Here is a 25,169-nt window from a genome sequence, read left to right on the forward strand (position 1 = left end):
AGCGTTCAGCCAGCGAGAGCCGACACCGGCCAGGGAGAAGGATATTCTATCGTCGGTTCCCTGCGCGACCATGTCCGTGTCGATCCCGGCCCGGAATGAGTGGCTGCATTGCTTTCATCCCGCGCCAGCATTTGCGGCCCTGCCAATTCCGCACGCAAGTCTTATCTCCTCTTGCGTCCAGCGCATGGCAAGGCGAGGTGACTTGTCACGCCATGCGGTTTTCAATCGCTTCATGGCAAGGGCCGCAAGCCAAGAGGAACCATCCGATGAGCCAGTCCGGTGATCACGCTGCCTCCCTGTTCTCTCCGTTCCGTCTCGGCGAGATCGAACTCAGGAACCGCATCGTCATGGCGCCGTTGACGCGCAACCGCGCGACGCGAGGCAGCGATGCCCCGAATGCCCTGAATGTCGAATATTACCGCCAGCGCGCCAGCGCCGGGCTGATCGTCACCGAAGGCACGCAGATCTCGCAGCAGGGTCAAGGCTATGTCTGGACGCCCGGCATCTACAGCGACCAGCAGATCGACGGCTGGAGGCAGGTGACCGACGCGGTCCACGCGGCCGGCGGCAAGATCATCACGCAGCTCTGGCATGTCGGGCGCGTCAGCCATGTCTCGCTGCAGCCCGGCCAGCAGGCGCCGGTCGCGCCCTCCGCCATCCCCGCCAATACCAAGACCTATATCGAAAGCGGCTTCACAGCGGTTTCCGAGCCGCGCGAGCTCGCGGCCGACGAGATCCCAGGCATCATCGCCGATTATGTCCGGGCGGCGGAAAACGCCAAGGCGGCCGGCTTCGACGGCATCGAGCTTCATGGTGCGCATGGCTATCTGCTCGACCAGTTCCTGCGCGACGGCTCCAACAGGCGCAGCGACGCCTATGGTGGTTCGCTGGAGAATCGTGTGCGGCTCGTCCTCGAGGTGATCGAGGCCGTCGCAGCGGTGTTTCCGAGGGGCCGCATCGGCATCCGCATCTCGCCGGTGAGCCCGGCCAATGATGCGCGAGACAGCGATCCGCAGGCGCTGTTCGGCTATCTCGTCGAGCGGCTCAACGAAACCGGCATCGCCTTCATCCATGTCGTCGAAGGCGCGACGCGCGAGGCCCGTGACTATCTGCCCTTCGACTACCTGGCGCTGCGCAAGGCCTTCAAGGGCGCCTATATCGCCAATAACGGCTTTACCCGCGAACTCGCGATCGAGACGCTGGCCGAGGACCGGGCGGATCTCATCGCGTTTGGCCGGTTGTTCATCGCCAATCCCGATCTGGTCGAGCGGCTGCAGCAGGATGCACCGCTGAATGCGCCGGATGTCGCGACCTTCTACGGCGGCGATGCTGCGGGCTACACGGACTACCCCTCGCTGGCCGAAAAGGCCGCGTGATCGGCCGCTTCGACACATGGAGCCATGAGGGCGGCCGAGCGCATCGTTCGCCCTCATGCGATTTATCCCAAGGCTTATGCACGAAAACAGTTGCAGCAACGCGGAAGCCCGACTAAACACCGCCCGTGCCGCGCTGCTCCCTTCGTCTAGCGGTCTAGGACGTCGCCCTCTCACGGCGAAAACAGGGGTTCGAGTCCCCTAGGGAGCGCCATCGGCCAGCTAAGCCCTCGAAGGGCTTAAACTCCCGAGAAATCAACGGTTTACTCAGATCGGGCTGTCATACATTTTGGCAGTCATGAGCAGCGAAATTGTGCTCAAAGCTTCGTACCTGATCGTCCGTAACGGCCGGTTCTATTTCGACATGCGCGTGCCGGTCGATGTGGCTGCTGCATTCGGCTCCAAGACCATTAGGTTCCGCTTACACTCATGGTGAGGTCGAACTCCGGTCTAGCATTTTCAGAGTTCAACGAGCGGCGCCGAAGGAGGCGCATGGAGAACAATAGCGGCCCTGGCGGGCGTGCACACCCGCATCCCGCCCACCCGCGGAGCCCCGATAGCTCTCAGGCCGCTTGGCGCCTGGCACCAAGCCCGGCCTCGCCGATCAATTCGATGCAGCGAGGAGATGACGCCGGGACGCCACACAGCTTTCAGGATGGCGCCCAACTCGCCGAACCTAAGCCTTCTTGCATTCGTCGCGGAATTTCTTCCGGGCCTTCCCGTGAAGTCCCATCTGATCTGCTTGGACAGAGCACGCCTTCGACTTGGCGGTCATTCCGGGGGAGGTCGCCTTAGCCTTCCTGGCAGGCGCTGCGGGTGCAGGGGAGGTCATGGCCGGTGTGGTATCCGGGCCCATCTGTACGGGGGTTTGCGCAACACCGTATCCCGTCATCATCGCGAGCGCGGCAACCGGCAGCAGATAGCGCGAGAGGTTCATGGCATTGTCCGTCATTAAGCCGGATGATCGGTTCCAGGCAGTCGCCGGGTCGGCTGTCGGATGGCGAATGATCGCGCCGCCCGACTTGAACGGCTACTGAGTATAGCCTCTAGCGGCGGCCCTGCCACGCCGCCAAGCATCGCCCCCACCTCGCTTCGGCGATCCCCTAGGAGCTATGGCCTTCCCCAAGGTAGATTGGCGCATTCATCTCTTGCGCGCATTCTCCCCGCGGGGGGGCGACTGACGAATTTTCCGTCGTTCGCACCTTCCGACTGGGTATGCAGCAAAGCGGGTCAGGACCAAAACCGACCATGCTTAAATTGAAATCGGGCCGCTCGATCGGGGCAGGCCACGAGAGACGACCAGATCGCTAGAATAAGCGCGAGGGATGGGCACCTTGAGAGCACTCTTCATCATCGCGTTCTCTGCTGTCACCTTACTGGCCGGCTCGGTCAATGCGCAAGCAATCCCACCAGACGCCAGACCCATTTTCGGGGGGCGCTGGGAGTGCAATCTCGGCTTTCGCCAAGTCGGGAACCGGTGCGAGAGGATCGAGGTTCCGGCGAACGCCGCGGCAAAATATGGCGGTGTCTGGGAGTGCAATTTCGGCTTTCGCCAAGTCGGGAACCGGTGCGAGAGGACCGAGGTTCCGGCGAACGCCGCGGCAAAATATGGCGGCGTCTGGGAGTGCAATTTCGGCTTTCGCCAAGTCGGGAACCGGTGCGAGAGGACCGAGGTTCCGGCGAACGCCGCGGCAAAATATGGCGGTGTCTGGGAGTGCAATTTCGGCTTTCGCCAAGTCGGGAACCGGTGCGAGAAGACCGAGGTTCCGGCGAACGCCGCGGCAAGATCTGGCGGTGTCTGGGAGTGCAATTTCGGCTTTCACCAAGCCGGGAACCGGTGCGAAAAGACCAAGGTTCCCGCGAACGCCACAGCGGCGTTCGGAGGTCGGTGGTTCTGCAATTTCGGCTTCAAATTGCAGGGGGAGGCCTGCATTGCAATGTCTCCAGGCGAAGCGCAGGAGCAATTGCGGAAGCTTCGGGCACTGGCTGAGCAGAAAAAATCTGCTGTCCATCATATTGATGGCTATAAAATCTCGCTTCGAGACGTTGAAAGAAGCTGCGAGGCCTATGTTTCGAACAGGAAAAGCGGGGAATTGGAATGCAAAAGCGGACTTCGGCCAATCGAGCGCAATTGCGAAGCCCAGATAATTAGATGGCCAAACGCAGAGATTAGCTGCCGGGGCGCGGAGCTTCGTTTCGTCCAATATGCCTGTAGCGTTTATATGTACTCAGATAGATACGGATCGATCAGCTGTTGATCAGTCGGTAGCATCGATCCTTCGATTTATGTCAATCTACTGGGACAATATCGCAACAATTTCTGGTGTTGGACGGAGGGAAAGGCCGCCAAGAACGACGCATTCTGATACATCTCGTTCGGTCGTCACGTTGTTCCACGCTGCTGCGGCGTCAGATGGCTGAGCAGATCCATCGGTGCCGGAAAACCATGGTCGAGGATCGCTCGCCTGCGATGTCGTGAAGCGCTGCGAGATAGCGTAGCTGCATCGCTTGCGGCTCCTGGGCAAGTATCCGGCTTGCCTCGACCATCTTCTCAGCGACTTGCTGCTCGCCCAACACGTTGATCACATTCGCGCGGGGCTGCCCCCAAGGGTGCGAAACAGCTCACGGGTGCGGTGACCGAGCTTCGAGCATCTGTGTCGGCCCGCCTTGATCCGCAATGCCGATTAGCAAGCAAGCGGCAATCGTCCCTCATTTCCGCTATAATTGCACCATGACGATCGGGATCGCCGGACCCGGACGGAAGGCGCCACGGCAGAACGCCATGGTCAGGCTCGTCATTGCGGCCGTCACCGTCGGGATTTGCCTGATCCTGCTCGGGCACGCGAGCGACTTTCTGGTCGATTGGCTGTGGTTTTCCTCGATCGGCTATCTGCAGGTTTTTTGGACAACAATCGAAGCTGAAGCCGTCGTCCTCTTTTCCGTCTGGACGGCGACCGCCTTCGTTCTTTGGCTCAACGGATGGCTCGCAATGCGCTTTGCCCGGCGGCGGCCGATGCAAGCTGTCGCCAGCCCTACGTGGCAAACCACCGGCAATGGGCTGACACCCGAGCTGCTCGCGCTCGTGCGCGATCGACTGCCCTGGCCCCGGATCATTGCAGGCGGTGCGGGTTTGCTCGCGCTGCTCGTCGCCGCAGCAGAGGTTGGCAACTGGGGCATCCTCCTGCGGTTTCTCTATCAGGTGCCCTATGGCGCAAACGATCCGCTCTACAACAAGGACATCGGCTTCTATCTCTTCTCACTGCCCGCCTACTTCCTCATCAAGAACTGGATGTTGCTCACCCTGGTCTTGAGCGCGCTTTTCGCCGGAACGATCTACTGGGTGCACGGCGACATCGAAAACGACGTGCGGCGCCGATCAATGTCGCCGACAGTGATCGCTCACGGCTCGGCAGTGCTCGGTCTTCTCTTCGCAGTGAAGGCCTGGTCCTATGGTCTCGATCGCTATCTGTTGCTCTATGGCGATAACGGTGTGGTCGTCGGCGCCAGCTACACCGACATCCATGTCGGGCTACCGTGCCTCTGGCTATTGATCGGGCTCTCGATCATCGCGGCGTTCGCCGCGTGGGCAAACCTTTGGCTGCGCACGTATTGGCTTCCTGCCGCAGCGTTCATGCTCGTTGCCATCGGCTCCTTCGTGCTGTCCGGGGCAGCCCCTGTGCTGTTTCGGCAGTTCTTCGTCAGACCAAGCGAGTTGCAACTGGAGAAGCCGTATATCGAACGCAACATCGCGCTCACCCGGCAGGCCTACAATCTGGATCAGATCGCAGCCAAGCCGTTTGCCGCAGAACAGAAGCTCTCTCTCGACACGCTGGCGGCCAACAAGGCGACAATCGAGAATATCAGGCTGTGGGATCAGCTGCCCTTGTCGGATACCTATGCGCAGCTGCAGGAAATTCGCACCTACTACAAATTCCATGATCCTGACGTTGATCGCTACTGGCTCGATGGTTCCTACCAAAGCGTGATGCTCGCGGCTCGCGAACTACCGCCCTCCTTGCTGCCACCGAACGCCCAGACATGGGTCAATCGCCACGTGCTGTTTACCCACGGCAACGGCGCGGTGATGAGCCCGGTCACCCGTAAGAGTCTGGAAGGACTGCCGCTCCTCTATTTGCGGGATATTCCTCCCGTCGCAGACGGAGGGCCCCAAATCCATGAGCCGCGCATCTACTACGGCGAAGAGGAGGACAGCTACGTCATCGTCAAGGGAAGCACGCCGGAGTTCGATTATCCAAAAGGCAAAGACAATGCCTATGCGGCCTATGACGGTACCGGTGGCGTTCCGATCGGAGCGATGGCGAGCAGAATGCTGTTCGCTTACTATTTCAACGACCCGAACCTGCTCCTCTCAAGCTATATCACTGCCGACAGCCGGATCATGATCCGCCGCAATATCCAGGAACGCGTGCGAGCGATCGCTCCGTTTCTCAGGCTCGATCACGATCCCTATCTGGTCATCAGCAATGGGCGGATGCTCTGGATGCAGGATGCCTACACGACGAGTTCCTATTTCCCCTATGCGCAGCCCGCGCAGGATAGCGATCTCAACTACATCCGCAATTCGGTGAAGGCTGTCGTCGATGCCTATAACGGGGCCGTCGACTTCTACCTGATGGATCCCGGCGATCCGATCGCCGCGACCTACCAACGCATCTTTCCCGCCCTGTTCAAGCCGTTCGCGGCCATGCCTTCAGACCTGCAGAAGCATATTCGCTATCCCGAGGACCTGTTCCTGGTTCAGGCGCGGCTCTATCAAACCTATCACATGGAGGCGGCCGACGTTTTCTATAACCGCGAAGACCTCTGGCAATTCCCGCTCCAGCCGGGTGGTGGTGGCACCGCAATGATGGCGCCCTATTACATCATCATGCGGCTGCCCGGAGAGGCGCATGCTGAGTTTTTCCTCATGCTCCCGATGGTACCTAGCCGCCGCGACAACATGATCGCGTGGCTCGCCGCGCGCTGCGATGGTCCCGAGTACGGCAAGCTGATCGTTTACGAATTTCCCAAGGAAAAGCTTGTCTACGGGCCGTTCCAGATCGAAGCGCGGATCAATCAGAGTACAGAGATCTCCCAACAAATCACGCTGTGGAACCAGATGGGTTCGCGGGTAATCCGCGGTGCGAACTTGCTGGTCATCCCGATCGAGAACTCGATCCTTTATGTATCGCCGCTCTACTTGCGAGCGGAGCGCGGACATCTGCCGGAGCTGAAACGTGTGATCGCAGCCTACGGTGAACATGTGGTGATGAAGGAAACGCTCGCAGAGGCCTTATCGGCGCTGTTCGCAGAGCCCGGCGCCGTGCCGGCGGCTTCACGCGCGACAGAGGGGATGCCCGGGACAAGCCCAGCGACAGATCAAGCACGGGAGGCGCTTGATCGCTACAATCAAGCAAGGGAGCGATTGAAGTCCGGAGATTGGAAAGGCTTTGGTACGGAGTTCGATGCAATGCGCGAGATTCTGGAGGAAATGAACCGAAGCCCCACCGGCCACTAGTGCCTCGAAATCGCTGCTCTTGCGTGGCCTCTGGGCGGGAGAAGTGGACATTGCGGACGCGGAGGCCGCGCATCTTGCTGCTGTGGGGAGGACGCCATGTATCAACATATTCTGGTTCCCACCGACGGGTCACCCTTGTCCGCCGCAGCCGTCGAACAGGCCACGCAGCTTGCCAAGTCCCTAAGGGCTCGATTGACATTGCTTGCTGTAACGGAGCCCTTTCACATCTTCGCCTCTGAGCCCGGCAGGGCCATCGAGACGTTGGCGGACCACCAGGAGCTTACCGAAGCGCGAGCGCGGCAGTTTCTCACTGCCGCCCAAGAGAAGGCTGCGGCCGCGGACATACCCTGCGATGCCATTCAGGTGGAGAACGAGCACCCCTATCAGGCCATTATCGACACCGCGGTTGCGCGGGGTTGCGATCTGATCGCCATGGCATCGCATGGCCGCCGCGGCATCGCCGCGATTGTGCTCGGCAGCGAGACGGTAAAGATTCTGACGCATTCCAAGATTCCGGTCCTTGTTTATCGCTGAGCGCTCGGATCGCCCTCGGGAACCGCAACCAGAAAATCGGTGAGACGGCCAAGAGCCGCGCCGGATTTCGACACGACGGCCTGTCCTCGCGAGCCGCCTCATCGCATCCCGACAGCGCGGGCAGGCGGCGGGCTCGGTCAGAAGGATGGGGCCGCTTTTCTCGAGCTGCGGGCGCGCATATTCGCCCGGACTTATCGATGCGTCAGGACGTGCTTGATCGCTTCGCCGCCGCCTTAGCCACCGATATGCCGCAACGGGCGTCCAGCCAGCACGGCCGCCTCGATCTCTTCGAGCCGGATACCGCGCGTCTCCGGCGTGAAGGCGAGGCAGAAGCCGAGCGAGAGCAGGCAGACCACGAGGAACAGCGCGATCGCGCCGGAGAGGCCGATCGCTGCCACAAGGGACAGGAAGGTGAAGGCGATCAAGGCGTTGAAGAGCCAGCTCGTGGCCGAGGCCATGGCGATGCCGGATTCGCGGATCGCTGTCGGAAAAAGCTCCGACATCAGCACATAGGGCAGCGGGCCGAGGCTCAGCGCGAAGGCCGCGATGAAGACTGCGAGCCCTGCGAGGCCGACCCAGGGCCAGCCGAGCTGGGATGCGACGATGACCGCGGCGAGCCCGATCGCCATCGCACCCGAGCCGAAGATCAGCAGCGGCCTGCGGCCCAGGCGATCGACCATGGCGATGGCCGCGATCGTGGCCAGCACATTGACCAGGCCTAGGCCGAAGGTCGCGGCCAGCGCGGCGGTTCCGGCGGAGAAGCCGAGCTCCTGAAAGATGCGGGGGGCGTAGTAGAGGATGCCGTCGATGCCGCTGAGGTTCTGCAGCACGAAGAGGGCGCTGCACAGCAGAAGCACGGCGCCAGTGCTGCCGCGCCGGAGCAGGGCGGCGCTGCTGGCGCCGGCATGGGAGAGGGCTGGCGGGGTCTCCCGCCATTCTTCGGCGAGGCCGAGCCTTTGCGCCGCCTTCAGCACCGCTGTGTGGTCACCCCGTGCCGCCAGCCAGCGCGGGCTTTCGGGCAGCAGCAGGATTGCCAACAGGCAAAGGCCAACGGGGAGGCTGCCGGCGCCGAGCAGGGTCGGCCAGGGCACGCTTGCCGAGAAGGCGAGCGTGACGCCGTAGGCGCCGAGAATGCCAAGCGTGATCGCGAGCTGGAACATCGAGACCACCGCGCCGCGCCGGCGCGCCGGCGTCGTCTCCGCCGCATACATCGGTACCACCATTGAAAGCAGGCCAATGCACAGCCCGGCAAGGCTGCGCCCGGCCAGCAATCCGCCGAGCCCGAGCCTAGCCAGGATCAGCGTATAGCCGAGCCCGCCGAGTGCAGCCGCCAGCATGATCGTCCGTCTTCTGCCCCAGCGGGCCGAGACGGGGCCGGCCATGGCGGCGCCGACGAAGCAGCCGAGTACCAGGATCCCGACGACGAGCTGTTCCCCACGTTCCGAAAGCTCAAATTCGACCTTTATAAGATCCAGGACGCCGGAAACAGATGCTATCCCGAAGCCGAAAGCAGTTCCGCTGGCAAATATGAGCGTCAAAATCAAAAATACTGGATCGCTTAATCTGTAAATCCAAATATTTCTAATCATTTCCAATTATTTCCAGAATTAAAGGCCGGATTTGTTCTTCGGTTTCATGCTACAAGCGGTGCATTGGTGAGATCAACATCTTCCCGGATGCGATGGTCTGGCCAACCCCGGGCCGACGAGCTGCCTACAGGAGATACGCATGACCGATCTGGCCGAGACAGGATCGCGGATTGGTCAGGAGCGGGCCAATCGACTTGCCATCGACGGTGGTGTTCCGGTTCGGCGCGAGCCGCTGCCCTGGGAATTGCCTGGCGTGCACTGGATCGGCGAAGAAGAGCGCGAACTGGTCGATCGGGTTGTGCGCGCGCGCAGCCCATTCCGCTTTTATGGGCCCGACCCGCAGCATATGGTCGAAACCCTGGAACGCGAATGGTGTGAAGCCTTCGGACATCGCCACGCGCTCGGTGTCTCGTCGGGGACGGCTGCTCTGACGATTGCGCTGTCGGCGCTCGGCGTCGGCCCGGGCGACGAGGTCTTCGTGCCGGGTTATCTCTGGGTGAGCTGCCTCTCGGCCGTGGTGCGGGTCGGCGCCATTCCCCGCCTGGTCGATATCGACGAGACCTTCTGCATCGATCCCGAGGATCTGCGGCGCAAGATCGGGCCCCATAGCCGCGCCGTACTCTGCGTGCATATGAGCGGCGCGCCGGGTCGCATCGCCGAGATCGCGGAGATCTGCCGCGCCCATGGCCTGGGGCTGGTCGAGGACTGCGCGCAGGCGGCCGGCGCTTCCGTCGACGGGCGTGCGGTCGGGCGCTTCGGCGATATCGGCATCTTCAGTTTCCAGTTGAACAAGAACATGACCTCGGGCGATGGCGGGATGATCGTCGCCGAGGATGAGGCGCTGTTCCGGCGTATCGCGGCCCTGCACGACCTCGGCTACCCCCGAAACGAGAAAGGCCGGCTCGACGCCTCCGACGAGGCCTGCCAGCTCTGGGGCATGGGCGCGCGCATGTCGGAGCTCGCCGGCGCGATGGCGCTGGCGCAGATGCGTAAATTGTCGCGCATCACCGGCGCGATGCGGACCTCGAAATGGCGCATTCGCCAGCAGCTGGCGGATCTGCGGGGCATCAGCTTCCGCCATATCCCGGACCCCGCCGGAGATACCGGTCCGTTCCTGCTGATGCTGCTGCCCGATGCCGACCTGGCGCGACGCTTCGTCGATGCGCTGCGCGCCGAGGGGATCGCCGGGCCGCCTGGCAGCCTCGCCTGCATCACCATGCAGGAATGGGGCATGCACTGGTATTTCAACATTCCGAGCCTGGTCCAGCGTCGCTCCAACAGCCGGGACGGATTCCCCTGGACACACCCCGCCAATGCCTTCGCCGAAGCCTATGATTACGGCGCGGGGGCGTTGCCGCGATGCGACGATTTCCATGCACGCGGCGCCTTGCTCGCCATCGGCTCGATGCTGACCGAAGCCGACGAGAGCGACATCGTCACTGCATTCCGCAAGGTGGCGAACGGTCTGCTGCCCTGATGCGCGCCAATCCAGGTCAACCAAGGCGGAGACGATGATCTATTTCATAGCCGCCATCGCAGGCATCGCCGGATTCCTGTTCGGCTTCGACGAGGGCGTCATCGCCGGCGCACTGCATCTTCTGCGCGGGGAATTCGCGATCAGCCCGTTCGATGAGGGGCTGATGACGGCCGCCGTCCCGCTCGGCGCACTGGGCGGGGCGCTGCTGGCGGGGCGCACCACCGAAACCTATGGCCGGCGTGCCCTGCTGCTGGTCGCCGCGGTGCTGTTTGCCGCGGGGGCGCTGTTCTCAGCCGCGGCCGGCGCGGTCTGGATGCTGACGGCGTCGCGTCTGCTGCTCGGTCTGGCGGTCGGCATCGCAGCGATGGTGGCGCCGCTCTACATTTCCGAGAGCGCGCCCGCCGAGAAGCGCGGCATGCTCGTCTCGATCTACCAGTTGGCGATCACACTCGGCATTCTCGGCGCCTATGTCGTCGACTTCGCGTTTGCGGAGTCCTGGCGGCTGATGTTCCTGATGGGCGTCCTGCCTGCGCTCGCCCTGCTGATCGGTATGTATCGCATGGGCGACACGCCGCGCTGGCTCGCCCTCAAGGGCCGCACGGAAGAGGCGCGTCTGGCGATCGCACGGATTCGCGATCTCGGGCCGCAGGATCCCGCGGTCGATGCTGAACTCGCGAGCATCCGGCAGGCGGCGCAGCAACGGACCAGGCCCGGCACCTGGGCGGATTTGCTCAGCCCGACGGTTCGGCCGGCGCTGGTGGTCGGCATGGGGTTGTTCTTTCTGCAGCAGCTCAGCGGCATCAATGCCGTGATCTATTACGCGCCGACGGTCTTCAACGAGTCGGGTTTCAACTCGACCTCGAGTCAGATCCTGGCGACGGTCGGGATCGGCATCGTCAATGTCGCGATGACCTTCGTCGGAATGTATCTGATCGACCGGATCGGACGGCGGCGCCTGCTCTTCATCGGATTTGCCGGAACGGCCCTCAGCCTCGGCATGATCGCACTGGCCGCGGCCACTGGCTCGGAAGCGCTGGATATTCTCGCGACCGTCGGCCTGGTTCTCTACATCGCCGCCTTTGCCGCCAGTATCGGGCCGCTGCCCTGGGTGATGATGTCGGAGATCTTTCCGCTCAAGGTGCGCAGCCTCGGCATGAGCGTGACGTCGCTCGCCAACTGGGGCTTCAATTTCCTGGTCGTGTTCTCCTTTCCGATGCTGGTCACCAGTTTCGGGCTCGGTGGCGTTTTTGCGGTCTATGCGCTGGCTTGCGCTGCCGGGTTGGTCTTCACCTATCTGCTGGTTCCGGAGACCAATGGTGTCTCGCTCGAAGAAATCGAGCGACATCTGGAATCGGGGCGGCCGTTCCGGACGCTCGATGCGGCCCCGGTTCGGATCGTGACCGCATGAGCCTCATGCGGCCGGTTCTCGACAGGCAGCCACCAGAGCGCGTCGATGGTGCCCGGGAGGCTGCCTCCCAAGATGCGGAGCGGTTGGTTGCCGCACTGATCGGGCTCAGTCCGTATCGCGCGGTCCTGCTTCCGCTCCTGACCGACATCACGCGGATTGCACGAGCCAACCGGCAGATCGGAGCGGCGCTCGCGGCGGTCGAGCAGCGCGCCGATTTCGCGCATACGGGGCGGGTGCGTCGCTCCGATCTCGGCCCTGACCGGACCGCGCTGCTCGGCTTCCTCGAATATATCCGCTTCGCCTCGCCTGATTTCTTGCGCTCAGTCGGGGAATGGCCCGTGGGAGGCCTGCGTGACCGAGGCTGAATTCTGCGATGTCGTGGTCGTCGGCACCGGGGCTGGCGGCGGTATCCTCGCCCACAGGCTCGCCAGATCCGGCTTGCGCACGATCTCGCTCGAGCATGGCGCGATGCTGCCGGAGGACCATTTCAGGACGACACTGCCACCCGGCGTGACCAAGGATTTCGGTATCGATCCGAGCACGACCTGGCCCAGCGATCCGCATGACAGCCTCTTCGTCCACCCGCTCTTCGCCGATGGCAGCGTCGGCTCGACGGCTCGGCCGAAGGAGGGGTTTCGGCATTTCCAGGTCCTGGCCGTCAACGGGCTGCAGAATCTCTGGAACGGCGTCAGCGTCCGGTTCTCGGCGAATGACTTCAAATCCTGGCCATTCTCCTATGCCGATCTGGCTCCCCATTATGGCGCTGTCGAGCGCCTGATCGCCGTATGCGGCACGAAGGAGGGCCTGCCGGATCTGCCCGATGGCGACTATCTGCCACCGAAGCCGCTTCGCCCGGCCGACCGGCTGGTCGTCAACGCGGTCAAGTCGCTAAACGACGGGCATTCCCATGCCATCCCGAACCGCAAGGCGATCAACACCCGGGCTGGAACCCCGACATCCTGCATTTCGACGGGGATGTGTACGTCGGGTTGCCCTGTCGGCGCGGTCTACAAATTCTCGACGCGGCTGCTGCCGCAGATCATCGACCTGCCGAACTACGAGCTGCGGACCCAGGCAAAGGTGGTTCGCCTGCTCCGCGACGGCAGCAGCCGGCGGATCGATGGGGTCGAGTATCTCGACCTCGCGACCGGCAAGCGGCGGCTTCTGCGTGCGGGCATCGTCGTGCTGGCCGCGGGCGCACTCGAGACGCCGCGCATCCTGTTCAATTCGGCCGATGACGCCGATCCTGCCGGCCTCGGCAACCGGAATGGGCGGGTCGGGGCAGGGTTGCAGGACAATCCCAAGGTCGTGCTTTCCACCTCCCTGCTGAAGCTCTGGGGCAAGCGCCGCGATTACGACCTCGGCTATGGCGATCTGCTGATCCTGCTGTCGCAAGGCAAGCTTGCGAATGGCGCGCCTTTCCCCTTCATCGGCCATGCCATCCACAGCGCGCCTGACGTGCCGCACTATCTGACCGCGATGAGCGGCTTTCCGCCCTTCCTGAAGGAGCGGCTCGCGCGGATGATGTTCCACAGCTACGTCACGCTCGGCCTGTTCTGCCAGGGCGAGGCGACGCCTGGAAACCGGGTGCGCCCGGGCCGGAGCGTCGATGCCTATGGCGTCCGGCAGGTCGAGGTCGATTTCACGATTCCTGCAGCGAGCCATCAGATGATGGACGCGATGACAGTCTGGGGCAGGCGCGTGCTGCGGCGGGCCTCCGCCACGATGATCTATGCCAGCCGCGACAACAGCGGCACCGGCATCCATTACGCCGGCACCACGGCCATCGCGCAGGATCCGCGACACGGCGTTGTCGATGCCGACCTGAAGAGCCATGACATCGACAACCTCTATATCTGCGATGGCGGGGTCATTCCTGAGCTCCCCGACAAACACTTGACGCTGACGATCATGGCGCTGGCCGACAGGTTGGCCGGCCATCTGGTCGAGGTCGCGAAGCAGCAGACGGTCGCCGCTTGACGCGCGAGATCGTGGCGAAAGAAGTCAGGGAGCGGTGCTGCTGCTCCGATCAGCATGAGGCTGCGTGCGGTGAGCGGGATGGATGCGCTTGCGCTCCGCTCACCTTGTGCGCAGCTTCGTACTGAAACTCGCCCGGTTGATTCATGCTCCGCACGATCGCGCTCATTGGCTTGCTCTCCCTGGTGCCAGGATTTGCGCTCGCGTCCCAGTGTCCCGCTGAACGCCCGACGCCGCTCGTGCCGGCCGACGCTGCCCTTTGTGCCGCGCTCGACCGGGATATCCGCAGGCCCGGTGCCTTTCCTCTCGATGTCTACCAGGAGAAGCTCGGCCGCTATCTGGGCGCCTTCTGCCATCGCAACCCGGTGGCCGGCTGGCGCGTCGACAAGATGGTTCGTGATACCGGGCCGTTCACCGCGACCCTGCGCAACGACAAGGCCACCGGCAACTACCATGGCACTCATGCCCCGGTTATCATCTGGTACTCGCCGGAAATGTTCGCGTGGTTGAAGGCCAACCGGACGCAGGCCCATGAGGGGATGGCGGAGGCGCCCGTGCCTGACGGGGCCTTGATGATCAAGGAGATGTTTCCGGCGCCTGCCGCATTGTGCCGCGATGTCGATCCGCTTCGGCTGCTGCCGACGAGCGGCGCGGCCGTGATGGTGCGCGACGCGAAGGCCTCGCATGACGGCTGGTTCTGGGGCTGGTTCGGTTGGAGCGACTGGAAGCCCGATTGGCCGGCCGGGCCCGGCAACGGCTACCCGAACATGGGTTTTGGTCAGTACTGCGTGAACTGCCACGCCAGTGCCAAGGCCAACGCGACCTTCGCTGACCTGAAGAACATCAAGGGCGAGCCCGGCCGTCCGCTGGTCTTCCTGAGCCAGAACGCCTTCACCGATCGCTCGGCCCAGGCCCATGACGACCTGTCCGCGATGCTCAACCACCTGCGCATCGTACAGGAATCCGACGACATCACGCTGCCCGGCGCTCCAGCCCGCGAAAGCCCTGCGCCCGAGTTCACCACTTTCTACGGCATCCCGTTTCCGCATCCGACCGCCGACAAGGTGATGCGGATGCCATCCCAGACCTATGACGTGGTTTGGGCCAGTGCGAACCGGCGCGAGGCCCGGCAGCAGTTCCTGACTTCGGACCAATGCCTCGGCTGCCACGATGCCGGGTCGACCGGGCTGCATTTCGACATGACGCTGCCGGGACCGGGCGGCCGCTTCCTCAATCTCTCGCCCTATGGCACCTGGAGCTCGTCGCCGATGGGCCTGGCCGGACGCGACCCGGTCTTCTTCGCCCAGCTCACCAGCGAGACCGAAACCTTTCATCCCGAAGCCGCCGAGCTTGTGCAGGACACCTGCCTCGGCTGTCACGGCGTGATGGGGGAGCGACAGTTCAAGATCGACGAGCGAGCAAGGGGCAAGGGCTGCTCTCCGTTCTCGCGTGCCGCCGTCGCTGCGGTGCCCTGGCCCGCCGGTCATTCCGGCCTGGAGGCCCGGCATGGCGCGCTCGCCCGCGACGGCGTCTCCTGCACAACCTGTCACGCCATGGCGCTGAGCGAGGCCGAACGGAGCCGGGTCAAGGCGCAGCCGCAGAACAGTTGCGTCGAGGAGCGCCAGGAGCGGCTCAACCCGGAGAATACGGGCTTCGCCAGAACCTTCACCGGCAGCTTCCTGATGGGCGCGATGACCGAGATGAAGGGGCCATTCGAGAACCCCAAGGCGAAGCCGATGGAGAGCGCACTCGGCATGACGCCGGTGCAAAGCCCCGCCATCAAGAGCTCGGAGGTCTGCGGCAGCTGCCACATGGTTCACCTGCCGGTGCTCGACAAGGGCAAGGTCATCGGACACACCTACGAGCAGACGACCTATGCGGAATGGGCGTTCAGCGACTTCCGTACCGGTCAGTCGCCCGACGGGGCGCTTCCGTTCGGGGCCGGCAAGAGCGCGGAAACCTGCCAGGGCTGTCACATGCCCAGCCGCGATGCGGACGGACACCCCTATCGCAGCAAGATCGCCAGCATCCAGGAATATTCAAACTTCCCCCAGGCGGAGCACAATTTGCCGCCCGAGGATATCGACCTGCCGGTGCGCTCGGGCTTTGCCAGCCATGTGCTGGTCGGGCTGAACTCGTTCCTGATCAAGATGGCGCAGCAGTTCCCGGAGCTGATGGGAATCCGGACGCAGGATCCGATGCTGACGAAGAAAGGCGTCGATCCGCTGCTCTTTACGGAGAAGGCGATCGACCACCAGGCTGCGGAACGCACCGCCGCGATCGCCTTCGAGAGCATCAGGATGACTGAATCGGCGCTGGAGACGTCGGTGCGCGTCACCAACAAGGCCGGGCACAAATTCCCGAGCGGTGTCGGCTTCCGGCGCGCCTTCATCGCGTTCAAGGTGCTGGACGCCGGCGGCAAGACGATCTGGGCTTCGGGGCGTACCAATGCGCTCGGCGTCATTACCGACGAAGCGGGTGCGCCGGTCGCCGGCGAAGTCTGGTGGAATGGCGATTGCTCGGCCAGACTTGATCCGCTCGCACATCAGCCGCATCGAGAGGTGATCACCCGACAGGATCAGGTCCAGATCTATCAGGAGCTGGTTTCGAGCCCTCCGCTGTCCGGGCCGGCCCAGTGCGGCATCGGCTCCCAGCCGGCGGGGCAATTGACGACGAGCTTCCTGTCGATCTGCTCGAATGTGAAGGATAATCGCCTGCTGCCGAGAGGCTATCTGGCGCGCGACGAGCGGGTGAAGCTCGCGGCCTCCCTCGGCGCCGGCCCGGAACTGGCTGACGAGGCCGGACCGGTGCAGGTCGGTGACGATCCCGATTATCGGGAGGGTGGCGGCGACGCGACGCTCTATCGCATCGCCCTGCCCGAGATCGACGGTAAGCCAGCTGCCGTCGAGGCGACGCTCTTCTACCAGGCGATGCCGCCGTTCTACCTTCAGGACCGTTTCTGCACCTCGAAGAGCGAGGATACCAAGCGGCTGCATTTCATGGCCGGGCGTCTCAACCTCGCGGGGTCCCGATCCGAGGGCTGGAAGCTGCGCACGGTGACGACAGGAGCCGTTACCATTGCAGGTGGTGCTCAGCGGCAAGATTGAGTGAAGCGGCTCGGCTGACTTTGCTTTCCCGAAACCCGCACATCAGGTTCTTGGGGGCATGCGGCACGAAGCCGAACGTCTCCGCGCTTCAAGACCAATGCTCCGGGCGGGATGGGGCAGTCTGCTGATGGGCTCGGCCATTGGCCGCCCTGGAACCAAAGTCCTGATTCTGCATAAGCGCCGCCTCACGCTGGATTGGTCCAACGCGAGGCGGCGTCGTTCAATTCCGCTCCCGGATGATGGAGCGGTCGTCAGGTCCTACCAGCCGCGCTGCTGCTTGATCATCTGCTTTTGCGCCTCTTTCTGGTGACGCCAGTAGTCCTTCTGCGCCTCCTGCTGCATTTGATAGTAATCGCGGATGCGCTCTTTCCGGGACGTCGTGTCCCGGTAACGCTGCCAGTCGTAGTGATCGTCGTGAACGTAATTATCCTGATCGCCCAGGAAATCGATGATTCCACGAAACATGTTGCCGGCTGGCACGATATGCCGCTGCTCGCCCATTGCCTGAGTGGGAACAGTGACCGGAGCCGCGCAAGCGGCGGCGGCAGCCATGCTCAGGGCAAGGGCCAACGAAGTCCGGGCTAGGGTGCTGGAGAGAGTGCTCATTGGGCTCGTCCTCGAAAAAGCGCGGAAGGGCTCAGGCCTATTGGCCGGGCTGGCGTGTGAAGACATGCGGCAGTTCCGGGGACAGCCAGCGGAGCTGGGTGATGCTGCCGAAGCTGTCCCGGTCGAACCGAACCTGCGTGAAGGGAACATTGCCGGTCATGGCGATGATCGGCTCAAAGCCGGCCGTCGCGGAGAGGCGCGCCGAAAACAGGTTCGGATCATCCTTGCTCGCTTCGAGCAGAGCGACGGCATCGGTCTTCTCGAGGGTCATCTGCAGCGTCCCGTTGACGGTGACGACCGTTGCCGCGCCGAGGATTGGCGAGACGTAGCTGCCGGCAAGCGCATTTGCAGAGGCCGGCAGCGGTCCCACGACGAAGGAAGCCGACTGCTTGCGCTCGAGATCACGATTCGCCCGCATAGCTGTGGCGGCGATTGCGATGTTGTCGACCTCGGGATTGCCGAGGGCCCGGTCGTAAAACCATTGGGCGAGCGCATCTGCCAAGGCCGCGTTGGCGATGTTGGTCAGGATCACGATGCCGGTCCTGCCATCCGGCAGGAAGCCGGCATGGGTGCCGAAGCCCGTCGTTCCGCCATTATGCCAGATCACGCGACCGTTTGGCGTGGAATGGACCGCCCAGCCAACGGCATAGCTCATGCGCTCGCTCATCGCGACGCGCGGTGTCCAGGTGACGTCGAGGTTCTCCTCGGAGACGAGGACCTTGCCTTCGAAATGCCCACGCCCGAGCTGCAAACGCAGCCATTGCGCCATATCCTTGACGTTGGAGTTGAAGCCGCCGGCAGGGCCAAACACATAGGGAAAGGCTGCGTGGAATGGGATTGCGACCGGTCGTTCGTCGAGCCTATGGCCTGTTGCGTGGTCGGCAGCCCGCATGATGCCTTCCGAGTTGGCCGTCGTCGAGGACATGCCCAGGGGATCAAGCAGCGTCCGCTTGACCGACTCGAACCAGGATGACGTACCGGCCAGCTTGGCCACCACCTCGCCGCCGACCATGTGCGGGATGTTGAGATAGCCGAACTCCGAGCGGAAGATGCCCGTCTGCGGCGCGACGCGCAAAGACTGGATCAGCGTCTGCTTGTCAAAGCCGAGAAAGGTCAGGTCGTCATTGACGTAAGGGGTGAGGCCGGAGCGCTGCGCGGCGAGGTCGAGGATGCGGAAATCGCGCGACACCCACGGATCGGCCAACTGAAAGGTGGGTATATGATCGACGACGGAATCGCTCCATTTCAGCTTGCCGGCATCCACGGCCTGAGCAAGCGATGTCGCGAGGAACGCTTTGGTTGCCGATCCGATCTGAAAAATGGTGTCGGGCGTGACGCTGTCAGGCTTGTCGATCGTCTTGACGCCGAAGCCCTTGCTGTAAATGAGCTGGTCGTCGAAGACGATGCCGATGGCCATGCCAGGAACCGAGAACTCCCTCATCCCGATAGCGGCCTGCTTCTCGAGGCCGGGCAGGAGCGCCTGAAGCTTTTCGCCCGTGATTTCTGCCTTGGAAGGATGAACGGCAGCGAGCGTGAAGAGCGCCGCAGCGAAGATACTACCGCAGTGTTTCATAAGGTTATTCGCTTTCGATCTAAGTACATTGCCACGTCATGTGGCGCCAATATCGACCCGGAATGCTATTTATGGTAAGAAACAGGGGGATCAGTGGTTTGAGTTCAATGCCACGATGCTGATTTTTGTAAGCATTCTGACGGAGATATCCGATCTATGATCCGCTCGAGTGGCGCTAAATCTGTGATTTTCGCCTCGGAAAGGCCGGAGGGCGAAGGCGCATTCAGGAAATCGACGATGCCGGTGCCAAGCGCGGCCCTTTCGGCATCGCCGCGATAGCCGAGCGCGGCCAATTCACTCTCGACCAGTGCCCCGTCCGCGTCGAGATAGCCCGTGCGCGCCACCAGGTCCTCGGCGTGGCTGCCATGCGCTCTCAGAAGCAGGATGCGGCAGGCGGTGGCCCGGGCGTCGGGATCATGCACTGCCGCGCCGCTGAGAATGCCGCTGATGAGATTGGCCGGCGGGGTGGGCATATTCAGCGCCAGAAAGAACAGTCGCTGCGTATAGGAGCAGGCCAGGGCGCTCTGTGCGGTACGGCCATCGCTTCGCAATTGCCCGCTCATCAGGACCTGACGGCTGAACAGGTTTTCGCTGTAGCGGATCTGCAGACGCTGCATGGCGTCGGCGTGGATTGCCACCGTCCCGATGATCAGTCGGCCCGCCTCGGCGCGAGACCAGGCCGGTGAGATCGCGAGATAGACGCCCTCCAGCCAATGCTCGGCGGGGTGCCGCCCATTCAGCCTGGTCACCGACGATCCGACAACGGCCAGGGCGGGGAGGGTGCCCGACCGTAGGCCTGCCTCGCTCCTCAGCGCCGAGAGCGCGGTTTCCGGAACGGCGAAGTGGGCGCCGACCGCGTCCTGAAACTCATCGAAGGAGGACGAGGCGAGGAACGGCGCGGTCAGCATGCCGCCGAGCACCCGCGCCCAATCCTCGTAGACGCTGGATGCGCGGGGCACGGCCTTGCCGCTTAGCCATTTATAGGCGTTCTGGGGCACGAACAGCGTCGTCCGATTGCTGGCCGCAAATCGCGCACAGAGTTCTTTGTGGGTCGAGCAGCCAAGCGCCAGTGACGTCAGCCTCAGCTTCAGGGCGAGGTGACGCGAGGCTGAGACAATCGGTGGCTGGCTATCCATGTCCGCCGGCCGTGTCGCGCCGCCATCCAGTCTGAATTGCTTCACCGCGCTCCCCAACGGTTGCTCTGGACGACAGCCCGAAACCGGGGATCAAGCTCAAAGGAGGCGACGCCTGTGCGCTGCCCGTTGGGAGCCTAGCCTCCGCGATCCCTGGAAACGCTGGATCTACGATTGAAGCTAAGTCGAAATCGCGGGCGAGCACCATGACCGTGCATCTCAACTTGATGACCGTCCGTCCAAGGTCGCCGACAGCCCTCGCTCCCGCCCGCCTTCTATGACGATCGGAGCGGACTGATTGGTTGGGGCCGAGCCGATATGGCTTGGAGGATGACGACGATCCTGCGGGCAACGGCGATGCGGCCTTCAGGACATCTGCTCCCCTTGTGGCTTCAGCCCACGCTTTCAGCGTTGCTGGAACCTAGAGAAATGGAACAGGGTGTTCGGGAGCCAGTTTGGCGGCGATGAGAGAGACCGTCGCATCGGCAAGATTGGGAGCACGTTCATTCCAATCCGCGACAGAGTCACGGGTGAAGGTGACCGCCACGGCAATGGTTATGCGCCCGATTTTCGAGCGTTCCTGCGGCAAGGTGCCGACGGCAGAGGCGTAGCCACCGAAAAGAGGGGTTTGAAACACCCAGTCGCCACGCAGCATGGCGCCGAGCCCATAGTTGAAGCGCTTTGTCAGGCTATGGCAGGTTGGGCAGCCTTCGAGCGGCACACCGAAGCCGATCAAGCGTGGCTCTATCATCTGCTTGCGCGATTGCGCAGAGAGAAAGCCAGGGCTTCCGACGATCGTGTCGAAGCTGCGGGCCATGTCGTCAATCGTCGTGACCTGGATCGCACCGGCAGGCAACGTCCATGACGGATTCCAGTAGGTCGCGTCCTCCCAGACGCCGCGCTCTGCCGTGAAGGCGTGGATGGCGGGTTCAGGGATCGTCGCGTTGTCGAATCCGTAGGTGCCGCCGAGTTTGAGCGGTGTCAGGATGTACTCGTCCATCAGGCGATGCATCGGCTTGCCCGTGGCCACCTCGAGTACCTGCCCGAGAATGACGTACCCGCTATGGGAATAGTCCCAGTTTTCTCCGGGGGCAAAGCGCCTCGCCTGGGACAGGCTTACCGCGATGAGATCCTGCGGCTTCCACGTCCTGAAGGGATCCGCGATGAAAGGCTTCACGAATTTTTCGTCGTTGGCGACATGATCGGGATAGCCGGCCGTCATGTTCGCCAGCATGCGGATGGTCGCCTCGCCTGATGCGGGCAGATCAGGAAGCCAGCGCGAGATGGGCATGTCGAGATCGACGATACCTTCCTCGGCGAGCCTCAAGGCAAGCGCTGCAATATATGTGAGGGCCACAGCCCCGTTGCGGAAACGCCCATCTATCTTCGCGGGCACGCCGGTCATCGCTTCGCCAAGCGCGAGGCTCGTCACTTCCTTGCCGTTGATGCGCACCTGCAAGAGAAGCGAATTGAGGTGGTGCTTTTCGAACTGTGCAGAAGCGATTGAGCGGATCTCTTCCAGACTCCTTAGGTCGAGTTCCTGCGCCTGCGCGATTGGCCATGATGCGCCGACGCAGCCCATGAATATGACAGCGAGCCTAGCTGCAAAGAACATTTGGTGCCCCAAAGCTGAGAGTTGCGAAGACAATGGTCGCGAGGAGGACGTCGCCAGAATCGCCGAACGGATATTGCGGCGCAGATGATGGCGAGCTTTGGGGCATGCCGCAGTCGCTTCGGGCGTGGGACAGGGTGAGATTTCGACTGAAACTAAGGAGAAATCGTTGCCAGGCACCATGACCGCACATCCCAATTTGATGACCGCCCGTCCGGGATCGCCGCCTGTTTCTGCGCCCGAGCGGCCTTACCCTGGAGCGATCGGAACGGGACTGATCGGGTGGAGGGCCGAGAGTGAGGATGGTCTCTGCATGCACGAAGCCGACCTGGTCTGCCTCTTGAAACGTCCTCGGCGCACCGGTCAGATCGGCCGGCCTGCGTGCATGTCGGAGCAAGGGCTTTCCAAGGTCGATCTCGACACGCTCGGCAAGGCTGCCTTGGAATGCAGCCAGTGAGGCGAAGCCGAGGTTCTGCTTCGGAAGGCCCTCGTTTGCGTCGGAAGCTGTCGCTGCTTAACCTTTGTGGTCGAGCGTTTGCCGCGTGGGCTCGCCGATCGAGTCGGGGATGCCGAATGCCGCGGCGGAGAGCCCATCCAATGTCGCCTCAGTGCTCCCTGTTCCTCGTACTTGGTCTGGTCGCCTCATCAGTCTCAGCGTTTGCGGAGAGCGGCGATGTCTCCGGCCTGGTCAAAATCGACAGCAGCCGCAAGATGTACCTCGAATGTCGTGGCAAGGGGGCTCCTGCCGTCGTCATCGTGGCAGGCGCGAGAGCCTCCGCCGCCGATTGGACCCAGTCCGAACCAGGCCAGGTGAACGTCTTCTCCGCGGTTGCGGGGAGCACGCGGGTCTGCGCCTACGACCGGCCGGGAACTCCGGTCGGCGAAGCGCCTAGCCGCACCGACCCGGTTGCGCAGCCGGTCACCGCGCGGGAAGCGGTCGCCGATCTGCATGCGCTGGTGACTGCGGCCGGCATCGCGACGCCCTTCGTGGTCGTCGGGCATTCCTATGGCGGCCTCGTCAGCCGGCTCTACGCGATGACCTATCCCGGCGAGGTGAATGGCATGGTTCTCGTCGATGCCTTGTCAGAGGGACTTCGGGCATCGCAGACCCCTCGTGAATGGGCGATCCAACGCGTTCTGCTCGATGGCGACCTGACTGAAGCCCTGAACGTCTATCCAGCGATCGAGCGGGTCGATGCGGATCTCAGCTTCGATCAGTTGCTTGCTGCTGCGCCGCTCCGGCCGATGCCTTTGACCGTGCTGAGCGCGGATCACCCCTGGGGACCACTCATCCCGGGGCTTATCGCCGATGGCAGACTGCCCGCCGGCATTCCTTCCGATTTCGGCTACGTCACCGACAGGGCGCAGAAGCAGGCGCAGGCAAGGCTCGCTGCACTCGTGCCGGGCGCCAAGCATGTCACGAACACCGACAGCGGCCATGAGATCCACAAGGACCGGCCGCAACTCGTGATCGATGCCATCCGCGACGTTGTCGACGCTGCGCGTGACGGCAAGGCCAGCCGGGCGCCGTAGCGTCAGCCGCGCGGCCTGGCTTGCCTGGCCGGCAGGGCGTCTACGCGATGCGCCCGGTTAACTAATCGGCCCGGCAAGCTTCGGCTTGAATGCTCGCGTTTCACTCGGACCGGCGCAGCTGAACGGATAATCCGTGGCATATGCTGCAAAGGGGCGGATTTCTGCTTGTTGCATCCGATGCTCTGTGCGGGCGGACGAATATGGCCATTCCGTTGAGGCGATAGCGCCGAAAAGCTCTTCGAGGTTTCGGCGCTATCGTCACCTTGCGTGAGACGCAAACGCGACCGGAGCACGGCGGTTGGTACGGGTCGGCCTTCCGTATCAGATCGGGGCGGGCGCTCGCTGATGGACGGCGAGGTCGACTCCAATTGCCTCAGCAGCACGTTGATTGCGCTCTACGGTGTCGTTGAAGCGAAAGCCCTTCTCGATCAGGCGGTTCGTATACTGCTTGTTGTCGAGGAAGCTGACGATGATTTGCCAGAGGCCAAGAGTCACGAGTGAGAGAAGGAAGTGCAGCGCCGCAATCCCGATCTCACTGCGAAAGAGTGGGACGAAAAATCCGAAGAAAAAATACGTCCACGAGAACCCGTAAAGGCCCGAGCGGAGCTGGCGGGGCTCAATCCGGTTTACCGCACGAGAGGTCTTGATGGGATTTGGCTCTCATTGAAAAAATAATGCAATTCGGTTACGGCTGCGGCGCACGGAGTCGTCTCGATGAATGAGCGTTCGCTTCCCCGCCAAACATCGCGGAAGCCCAGCAATCTCCATACCGCTCTCGCGAAGCGAATTCTGGCCTGCGCCGCCGAGAAGCAGTGGTCGGCCGGTTTCCACCTGCGGGAGGCCGAGATTGCACGAGCTTTTGAGGTTTCGCGCACTCCGGTGCGAGCTGCGCTCGGCCTGCTGGCCGAGCAGGGCGCAGTCGAAGCACGCGTGAACCAGGGCTTTTTTCTTGCGCGGGACGGCAAGGATCTCGAGGCCGCAGAGCGCTCCCTGCCGAGCGCGCGTGACGAGGACATCATTCATGCCATCCTGCGGGATCGCGAGGCTGGTCGCCTGCCCGAGAACCTTATCGAAACCGACCTTCTGCAGACCTATCAGATCGGCCGGAGCGCCCTCAGCAAGGTTCTGCTGCGCCTTGCGGAGGATGGGCTGATCAAGCGACGCCGCGGCCACGGCTGGAGTTTCGTACCGTCGCTCGCTTCGCCTGAGGCGCGGGAGGAAAGCTATCGCTTCCGCATGATGATCGAATGCTTGGGGCTGTGCGAGCCGAGCTTTCGGGTCAACAAGCCGGCCTTTGCGCGAAGCCGGGCAGCGCATGAGGCTTTCATCGCCGATCTCGATGATACGCCGTCCGCAGAGCGCTTCTTCGAGATCAACGCCGGCTTTCACGGCATGCTTGCCGCCTGTTCCGGCAATCGCTTCGTCGTCCAGGCGATGGAGGCGCAGAACTCGCTGCGCCGCCTGACCGAGTACGCCGATTACGGCGGCCTCGATCGGGAGGCGTTGCTGCGATCCTGCCGGGAACACCTGGCGATCCTGGATGCGCTCGAGCAGGGCGACACGAACTGGGCGGCGACCCTGATGCGCCAGCATCTGACGCGCGCGCCGCGCTGAGCCGGTCTCTCCTTCCCCGCGGCTGAGCCGAAGGCGTCACGCCTTTGCTTCGTGACATTCCGTTGGCCCGAACGCGGCCATCAGGCTCGCTTGACATTGTATTATTTTTGCAAAA

General features: G+C 63.0%; 20 protein-coding genes, 1 tRNA gene and 1 pseudogene. 15 read left to right on the forward strand and 7 right to left on the reverse strand.

Annotation, left to right across the window (positions count from 1 at the left end):
* Positions 1–266: 266 nt before the first annotated feature.
* The 3 genes from BIWAKO_RS14615 (at position 267) to BIWAKO_RS37340 (ending at position 1,809) form a co-directional block, all read left to right on the forward strand.
* Positions 267–1,376: an alkene reductase gene (locus BIWAKO_RS14615; RefSeq protein ID WP_069879276.1), complete on the forward strand. Its 1,110-nt coding sequence runs from the start codon at positions 267–269 to the stop codon at positions 1,374–1,376.
* A gap of 135 nt (positions 1,377–1,511) precedes the next feature.
* Positions 1,512–1,587, forward strand: a tRNA-Glu gene (locus BIWAKO_RS14620).
* A gap of 84 nt (positions 1,588–1,671) precedes the next feature.
* Entirely contained in the window at positions 1,672–1,809 is a 138-nt protein-coding gene (locus BIWAKO_RS37340) for a DUF6538 domain-containing protein (RefSeq protein WP_371331959.1), read from the forward strand.
* A 240-nt stretch (positions 1,810–2,049) separates the two neighbouring features.
* On the opposite strand, the gene BIWAKO_RS14625 is transcribed toward BIWAKO_RS37340, so the two are convergent.
* The gene (locus BIWAKO_RS14625) at positions 2,050–2,310 is read right to left on the reverse strand and encodes a hypothetical protein (RefSeq protein WP_069882502.1); all 261 of its coding nucleotides are present in this window, start codon (positions 2,308–2,310) and stop codon (positions 2,050–2,052) included.
* Positions 2,311–2,707: 397 nt separating this feature from the next.
* On the opposite strand from BIWAKO_RS14625, the gene BIWAKO_RS14630 reads away from it, so the two are divergent.
* The gene (locus tag BIWAKO_RS14630; RefSeq protein ID WP_141740090.1) at positions 2,708–3,631 is read left to right on the forward strand and encodes a hypothetical protein; all 924 of its coding nucleotides are present in this window, start codon (positions 2,708–2,710) and stop codon (positions 3,629–3,631) included.
* A 125-nt stretch (positions 3,632–3,756) separates the two neighbouring features.
* Here BIWAKO_RS14630 and BIWAKO_RS36645 read toward each other — a convergent pair.
* Positions 3,757–3,968 (reverse strand): annotated as a pseudogene (locus BIWAKO_RS36645) (slipin family protein); the annotation flags it as partial.
* Positions 3,969–4,104: 136 nt separating this feature from the next.
* Here BIWAKO_RS36645 and BIWAKO_RS14635 point away from each other — a divergent pair.
* Both BIWAKO_RS14635 and BIWAKO_RS14640 read left to right on the forward strand, forming a co-directional pair.
* The gene (locus BIWAKO_RS14635) at positions 4,105–6,891 is read left to right on the forward strand and encodes a UPF0182 family membrane protein (protein WP_141740091.1); all 2,787 of its coding nucleotides are present in this window, start codon (positions 4,105–4,107) and stop codon (positions 6,889–6,891) included.
* A 96-nt stretch (positions 6,892–6,987) separates the two neighbouring features.
* Positions 6,988–7,425 carry a universal stress protein gene (locus BIWAKO_RS14640; RefSeq protein ID WP_069879278.1) on the forward strand — a complete coding sequence of 146 codons (438 nt, stop codon included), beginning with the start codon at positions 6,988–6,990 and terminating at the stop codon, positions 7,423–7,425.
* Between the two features lie 233 nt (positions 7,426–7,658).
* Here BIWAKO_RS14640 and BIWAKO_RS14645 read toward each other — a convergent pair whose 3' ends face one another.
* Entirely contained in the window at positions 7,659–8,969 is a 1,311-nt protein-coding gene (locus tag BIWAKO_RS14645; protein WP_244523449.1) for a sugar porter family MFS transporter, read from the reverse strand.
* Positions 8,970–9,153: 184 nt separating this feature from the next.
* On the opposite strand from BIWAKO_RS14645, the gene BIWAKO_RS14650 reads away from it, so the two are divergent.
* The 5 genes from BIWAKO_RS14650 (at position 9,154) to BIWAKO_RS14670 (ending at position 16,983) form a co-directional block, all read left to right on the forward strand.
* On the forward strand, positions 9,154–10,491 hold the full coding sequence (locus BIWAKO_RS14650; RefSeq protein ID WP_176733321.1) for a DegT/DnrJ/EryC1/StrS family aminotransferase: 1,338 nt from the start codon (positions 9,154–9,156) through the stop codon (positions 10,489–10,491).
* 34 nt (positions 10,492–10,525) lie between these two features.
* A complete protein-coding gene (locus BIWAKO_RS14655) occupies positions 10,526–11,899 on the forward strand; it encodes a sugar porter family MFS transporter (RefSeq protein WP_069879280.1) in 1,374 nt (457 codons plus the stop codon).
* Positions 11,896–12,264 carry a hypothetical protein gene (locus BIWAKO_RS14660; RefSeq protein ID WP_069879281.1) on the forward strand — a complete coding sequence of 123 codons (369 nt, stop codon included), beginning with the start codon at positions 11,896–11,898 and terminating at the stop codon, positions 12,262–12,264. Before BIWAKO_RS14655 ends, BIWAKO_RS14660 begins: the two co-directional genes overlap by 4 nt.
* The gene (locus BIWAKO_RS14665) at positions 12,251–13,879 is read left to right on the forward strand and encodes a GMC oxidoreductase (protein WP_069879282.1); all 1,629 of its coding nucleotides are present in this window, start codon (positions 12,251–12,253) and stop codon (positions 13,877–13,879) included. Before BIWAKO_RS14660 ends, BIWAKO_RS14665 begins: the two co-directional genes overlap by 14 nt.
* Before the next feature lie 143 nt (positions 13,880–14,022).
* On the forward strand, positions 14,023–16,983 hold the full coding sequence (locus tag BIWAKO_RS14670; RefSeq protein WP_069879283.1) for a hypothetical protein: 2,961 nt from the start codon (positions 14,023–14,025) through the stop codon (positions 16,981–16,983).
* Positions 16,984–17,241: 258 nt separating this feature from the next.
* On the opposite strand, the gene BIWAKO_RS14675 is transcribed toward BIWAKO_RS14670, so the two are convergent.
* The 4 genes from BIWAKO_RS14675 to BIWAKO_RS14690 all read right to left on the reverse strand — a co-directional run bounded on the left by BIWAKO_RS14675 (position 17,242) and on the right by BIWAKO_RS14690 (position 22,090).
* Complete coding sequence (locus tag BIWAKO_RS14675; RefSeq protein WP_069879284.1) at positions 17,242–17,589, reverse strand: hypothetical protein; 348 nt, start codon at positions 17,587–17,589, stop codon at positions 17,242–17,244.
* 37 nt (positions 17,590–17,626) lie between these two features.
* The gene (locus BIWAKO_RS14680) at positions 17,627–19,162 is read right to left on the reverse strand and encodes a serine hydrolase domain-containing protein (RefSeq protein WP_069879285.1); all 1,536 of its coding nucleotides are present in this window, start codon (positions 19,160–19,162) and stop codon (positions 17,627–17,629) included.
* A gap of 104 nt (positions 19,163–19,266) precedes the next feature.
* Positions 19,267–20,160 carry a hypothetical protein gene (locus BIWAKO_RS14685; protein ID WP_176733322.1) on the reverse strand — a complete coding sequence of 298 codons (894 nt, stop codon included), beginning with the start codon at positions 20,158–20,160 and terminating at the stop codon, positions 19,267–19,269.
* Between the two features lie 556 nt (positions 20,161–20,716).
* Positions 20,717–22,090, reverse strand: a complete 1,374-nt coding sequence (locus tag BIWAKO_RS14690; protein WP_084651406.1) for a serine hydrolase domain-containing protein — start codon at positions 22,088–22,090, stop codon at positions 20,717–20,719.
* Positions 22,091–22,220: 130 nt separating this feature from the next.
* Between BIWAKO_RS14690 and BIWAKO_RS35950 the strand changes: the two genes are divergently transcribed.
* The 4 genes from BIWAKO_RS35950 (at position 22,221) to BIWAKO_RS14705 (ending at position 25,054) form a co-directional block, all read left to right on the forward strand.
* Complete coding sequence (locus BIWAKO_RS35950; protein WP_176733323.1) at positions 22,221–22,364, forward strand: hypothetical protein; 144 nt, start codon at positions 22,221–22,223, stop codon at positions 22,362–22,364.
* A gap of 140 nt (positions 22,365–22,504) precedes the next feature.
* Complete coding sequence (locus BIWAKO_RS14695) at positions 22,505–23,440, forward strand: alpha/beta fold hydrolase (protein WP_069879288.1); 936 nt, start codon at positions 22,505–22,507, stop codon at positions 23,438–23,440.
* A 345-nt stretch (positions 23,441–23,785) separates the two neighbouring features.
* Entirely contained in the window at positions 23,786–23,941 is a 156-nt protein-coding gene (locus BIWAKO_RS35955; RefSeq protein WP_176733324.1) for a hypothetical protein, read from the forward strand.
* 213 nt (positions 23,942–24,154) lie between these two features.
* Positions 24,155–25,054, forward strand: coding sequence for a GntR family transcriptional regulator (locus tag BIWAKO_RS14705; protein WP_069879290.1), 900 nt, complete (start codon positions 24,155–24,157; stop codon positions 25,052–25,054).
* Positions 25,055–25,169 lie beyond the last annotated feature (115 nt).

Origin of the sequence: Bosea sp. BIWAKO-01 (assembly GCF_001748145.1) — a bacterium.
Taxonomy (GTDB): Bacteria; Pseudomonadota; Alphaproteobacteria; order Rhizobiales; family Beijerinckiaceae; genus Allobosea.

What these genes read in the sequence shown, in the direction of transcription:
- BIWAKO_RS14615 (WP_069879276.1), top strand. Translation starts at nt 267, where the DNA reads ATGAGCCAGTCCGGTGATCACGCTGCCTCCCTGTTCTCTCCGTTCCGT.
- BIWAKO_RS37340 (WP_371331959.1), top strand. Translation starts at nt 1,672, where the DNA reads ATGAGCAGCGAAATTGTGCTCAAAGCTTCGTACCTGATCGTCCGTAAC.
- BIWAKO_RS14625 (WP_069882502.1), bottom strand. Translation starts at nt 2,310, where the DNA reads ATGAACCTCTCGCGCTATCTGCTGCCGGTTGCCGCGCTCGCGATGATG.
- BIWAKO_RS14635 (WP_141740091.1), top strand. Translation starts at nt 4,105, where the DNA reads ATGACGATCGGGATCGCCGGACCCGGACGGAAGGCGCCACGGCAGAAC.
- BIWAKO_RS14640 (WP_069879278.1), top strand. Translation starts at nt 6,988, where the DNA reads ATGTATCAACATATTCTGGTTCCCACCGACGGGTCACCCTTGTCCGCC.
- BIWAKO_RS14650 (WP_176733321.1), top strand. Translation starts at nt 9,154, where the DNA reads ATGACCGATCTGGCCGAGACAGGATCGCGGATTGGTCAGGAGCGGGCC.
- BIWAKO_RS14655 (WP_069879280.1), top strand. Translation starts at nt 10,526, where the DNA reads ATGATCTATTTCATAGCCGCCATCGCAGGCATCGCCGGATTCCTGTTC.
- BIWAKO_RS14660 (WP_069879281.1), top strand. Translation starts at nt 11,896, where the DNA reads ATGAGCCTCATGCGGCCGGTTCTCGACAGGCAGCCACCAGAGCGCGTC.
- BIWAKO_RS14670 (WP_069879283.1), top strand. Translation starts at nt 14,023, where the DNA reads ATGCTCCGCACGATCGCGCTCATTGGCTTGCTCTCCCTGGTGCCAGGA.
- BIWAKO_RS14675 (WP_069879284.1), bottom strand. Translation starts at nt 17,589, where the DNA reads ATGAGCACTCTCTCCAGCACCCTAGCCCGGACTTCGTTGGCCCTTGCC.
- BIWAKO_RS14680 (WP_069879285.1), bottom strand. Translation starts at nt 19,162, where the DNA reads ATGAAACACTGCGGTAGTATCTTCGCTGCGGCGCTCTTCACGCTCGCT.
- BIWAKO_RS14690 (WP_084651406.1), bottom strand. Translation starts at nt 22,090, where the DNA reads ATGGTGCCTGGCAACGATTTCTCCTTAGTTTCAGTCGAAATCTCACCC.
- BIWAKO_RS35950 (WP_176733323.1), top strand. Translation starts at nt 22,221, where the DNA reads ATGCACGAAGCCGACCTGGTCTGCCTCTTGAAACGTCCTCGGCGCACC.
- BIWAKO_RS14695 (WP_069879288.1), top strand. Translation starts at nt 22,505, where the DNA reads ATGTCGCCTCAGTGCTCCCTGTTCCTCGTACTTGGTCTGGTCGCCTCA.
- BIWAKO_RS35955 (WP_176733324.1), top strand. Translation starts at nt 23,786, where the DNA reads ATGGACGGCGAGGTCGACTCCAATTGCCTCAGCAGCACGTTGATTGCG.
- BIWAKO_RS14705 (WP_069879290.1), top strand. Translation starts at nt 24,155, where the DNA reads ATGAATGAGCGTTCGCTTCCCCGCCAAACATCGCGGAAGCCCAGCAAT.